The sequence below is a fragment of the Aeromicrobium sp. REDSEA-S32_B7 genome, from assembly GCF_001626145.1.
Taxonomy (GTDB): domain Bacteria; phylum Actinomycetota; class Actinomycetes; order Propionibacteriales; family Nocardioidaceae; genus Aeromicrobium; species Aeromicrobium erythreum.
Genome location: NZ_LUNF01000258.1, coordinates 1 through 3407, shown reverse-complemented (window position 1 = coordinate 3407; position 3407 = coordinate 1). Strand labels below are relative to the sequence as shown.

3 protein-coding genes are annotated in these 3407 nt (G+C 73.1%); all 3 read left to right on the top strand.

What is annotated here, in order from left to right; all coding sequences use genetic code 11:
* The coding region (locus tag A6Q79_RS16020) for an ABC transporter ATP-binding protein (RefSeq protein WP_317698757.1) at positions 1-1298 on the top strand (1298 nt) is incomplete at its 5' end.
* Positions 1295-3109 (top strand): ABC transporter ATP-binding protein, encoded by a 1815-nt coding sequence (locus tag A6Q79_RS16015; protein ID WP_286690919.1) that lies wholly within the window; start codon positions 1295-1297, stop codon positions 3107-3109. The genes A6Q79_RS16020 and A6Q79_RS16015, both read left to right, overlap by 4 nt.
* Before the next feature lie 20 nt (positions 3110-3129).
* Positions 3130-3407: phosphoribosyl-AMP cyclohydrolase (gene hisI, locus A6Q79_RS16010; RefSeq protein WP_317698756.1), on the top strand; the 278-nt coding region annotated here is incomplete at its 3' end.

Sequence of the window (3407 nt, the reverse complement as noted above, 5' to 3'; positions counted from 1 at the left end):
TCGCCATGGTCGAGGCCGACTGGGTGCTGACGATCGTCGGCCTCGTCGTCTTCCCCGCAATGTTCGGCATCAACGTCTTCTACCAGCGCTGGCTGTCGCCGCGCGTGGCCCGCGCACAGGCGCTGCGCGGCGACCTCAGCGCGGTCGCCCACGAGTCCTTCGACGGCGCGCTGGTCGTCAAGTCGCTCGGCCGCGAGGCCGAGGAGACCGAGCGGTTCACGCGGGCCACGCACGAGCTGCGCGACGCGAACATCGCGGTCGGGCGCATCCGCAGCATCTTCGACCCGCTCCTGGAGGCGTTGCCGAACCTCGGCATCCTCCTCGTGCTCGTCCTCGGCGTCGGCCGGGTCGCCAGCGGTGCCGCGGAGCCGGGCGACGTCGTGCAGGTCGCGTACCTGTTCACGGTCGTCGCCTTCCCCGTGCGCGCGATCGGCTGGGTCCTCGGCGAGCTGCCGCGCAGCGTGGTCGGCTGGGACCGCGTCGACAACGTGCTGCAGGCGACGGGGTCGATGGCCTACGGCGACGGCACGGTCCCGGGCGCCGGAGCGGTCGACCTGCGCCTGCGCGGCGTGGCCCACCGCTTCGACGACGCCGAGCACGACGTGCTCCAGGGCGTCGACCTCCACGTGCCCCGCGGCAGCGTCACCGCGCTCGTCGGAGCGACGGGCAGCGGCAAGAGCACGCTCACCACGCTGCTGTCCCGGCTCGTCGACCCGCGACTCGGCACCGTCGAGGTCGACGGCCTCGACCTGCGCACGCTCGACCACGGCGCGCTGGCCAGCACCGTCGCCGTCGTCCCGCAGGGCACGTTCCTGTTCGACGACTCCGTCCGCGAGAACGTGACGCTCGGCCTCGACGTCCCCGACGAGGACGTGTGGGAGGCGTTGCGCACGGTGCAGGCCGACGGGTTCGTCGCACGCCTCGGCGCCGGGCTCGACACCCAGCTCGGCGAGCGCGGCACGACCCTGTCGGGCGGCCAGCGCCAGCGCCTCGCGCTCGCCCGCGCCCTGGTGCGCCGACCCCGCCTGCTCGTCATGGACGACGCGACGAGCGCGGTCGACCCGGAGGTCGAGCAGCGGATCCTGCGGGCGCTCGCGGAGCGCACGTCCGACGGCAGCGGCCCGACCGTGCTCGTCGTCGCCTACCGCAAGGCCACCATCTCCCTCGCCGACGAGGTCGTGCTGCTCGACGGCGGCCGCGTGGTCGAGCGGGGCACCCACGAGGAGCTGCTGGAGAGGTCGAGCGTCTACCGCGATCTCGTCGACGCCTACGACCAGGCGAGGGAGGCGAGCGCATGAGCAGCGACACCACGCTCCCCGGCGTCGCACCCGTGCGCGCCACCGGCGGTCAGATCGTGCGCCGCGGGCTCGCGCTCTCGCCGGCCATCCGCGACGGCCTGTGGCTCACCCTTCTGCTGGCCGTGCTCAGCACCGTCGGCGGCTCCGTGGTGCCCGTGGTCATCCAGCGCACGATCGACTCCGGTCTCGGCGACGGCGGCACGACGTCGCTGTCCGCCATCGGGCCCTACCTCCTCGGGGCGCTCGTCCTCGTGCTGCTGACGGCCGTCGTCGCCTACTGGATGCGGGTGCGGCTGTTCGTCGCGAGCGAGCGCGGCCTGGCCGAGCTGCGGGTCACCGCGTTCCGGCACGTCCACGACCTGTCGATGCTCACGCAGAACGCCGAGCGGCGCGGCGCCCTCGTCTCGCGGGTGACCTCCGACGTCGACCAGGTGTCCCTGTTCCTGCAGTTCACCGGCATCACCATCGTCATCAGCATCGGCCAGATGCTGGTCGCGACGATCATCATGGCGTTCTACTCCTGGCAGCTCACGCTCGTCGTGTGGGCCTGCTTCCTGCCCCTCGTCATGAGCCTGAAGTTCTTCGCCGGACGGCTCAGCCGCGCCTACGACACCGTCCGCCGGACGGTCGGTGAGATGCTCGCCGTGGTCGCCGAGCCCGTCGTGGGCGCGTCGGTCGTCAAGGCGCACGCCATCGAGGAGCGCACGCAGCAGCGCGTCGACGACGGCATCCAGCGCAACCTCGACGCCAACGTCCGCGCGCAGAAGCTGGTCGCCGTCACGTTCGCGTCGGCGGGGCTCGCCGGAGGCCTGGCGAACGCCGGCGCCATCGCGGCCGGTGTCGTGATCGGCGTGGCGGGCGGGCTGTCGATGGGCACCGTCATCGCCTTCGCGTTCCTCGTCGGGTTGCTCGTCGGGCCGGCGCAGATGGCCACCCAGGTGCTCACCGAGGCGCAGAACGCGATCGCGTCCTGGCGACGCGTCATCGAGCTCCTCGACACGCCCGCCGACGTCGTCGACCCCGGTCCCGACGGGCTCGCGCTCCCCGACGAGGTGCTCGGTGCGCGCTTCGAGGGCGTCGGGTTCGCCTACCCCGGCGGACCGGAGGTGCTCTCCGACGTCGACGTCGTCATCGAGCCACGGCAGCGGATCGCCGTCGTGGGCGAGACGGGCTCGGGCAAGACGACGTTCGCGAAGCTGCTGACCCGCCTCATGGACCCGACCCGCGGCACCGTGCGGCTGGGCGACACCGACATCACGCAGGTCGCCTTCGACGACCTTCGGCGGCACGTGCTGATGGTGCCGCAGGAGGGGTTCCTGTTCGACGCCACGCTGCGCGAGAACCTGCGCTACGGCCGGCGGGACGCGTCCGACGAGGTGCTCCTGGCGACGGTGGCCGACCTGGGGCTCACCGACTGGTTCGCGACGCTGCCGCGAGGCCTCGACACGCCGGTCGGCCAGCGTGGCGAGTCGTTGTCGGCGGGGGAGCGGCAGCTGGTGGCGCTGGTGCGCTCGGCGCTCGCCGACCCCGACTTCCTCGTGCTCGACGAGGCCACCAGCGCCGTCGACCCGCAGACGGAGCTGCGCGCCACCCGCGCCCTGGAGACGCTGCTCGACGGGCGCACGAGCGTCACCATCGCGCACCGGCTGACCACGGCCGAGAACGCCGACCGGGTGCTCGTGTTCGATGCCGGCCGGCTGGTGGAGGACGGGTCGCACGCCGCGCTCGTCGAGGCCGGCGGCGTGTACGCGCGCCTGCACGCCAGCTGGGTGGCGCAGGCGTCGCTGGGCATCGCCCCGGTCGCCGACTGACCCTCTGGGAGGATGGACCCGTGAGCTCCCTCGACCCCGCCGTCGCCGCACGGCTCAAGCGCGACCCTGCCGGCCTCGTGCCGGCCGTCGTCCAGGACGCCGGCACGCACGCCGTCCTCATGGTCGGCTGGATGGACGACGAGGCGCTGCACCGCACGCTCACGACGGGCCGCGGGACCTACTGGAGCCGCAGCCGCCAGGAGTACTGGGTGAAGGGGGAGACCTCCGGCCACGTGCAGCACGTGCGCGAGGTCCGGCTCGACTGCGACGGCGACACGCTGCTCGTCGTCGTCGACCA

Coding starts and splice junctions, on each gene's coding strand:
- A6Q79_RS16015 (WP_286690919.1), top strand. CDS start 1,295: ATGAGCAGCGACACCACGCTCCCCGGCGTCGCACCCGTGCGCGCCACC.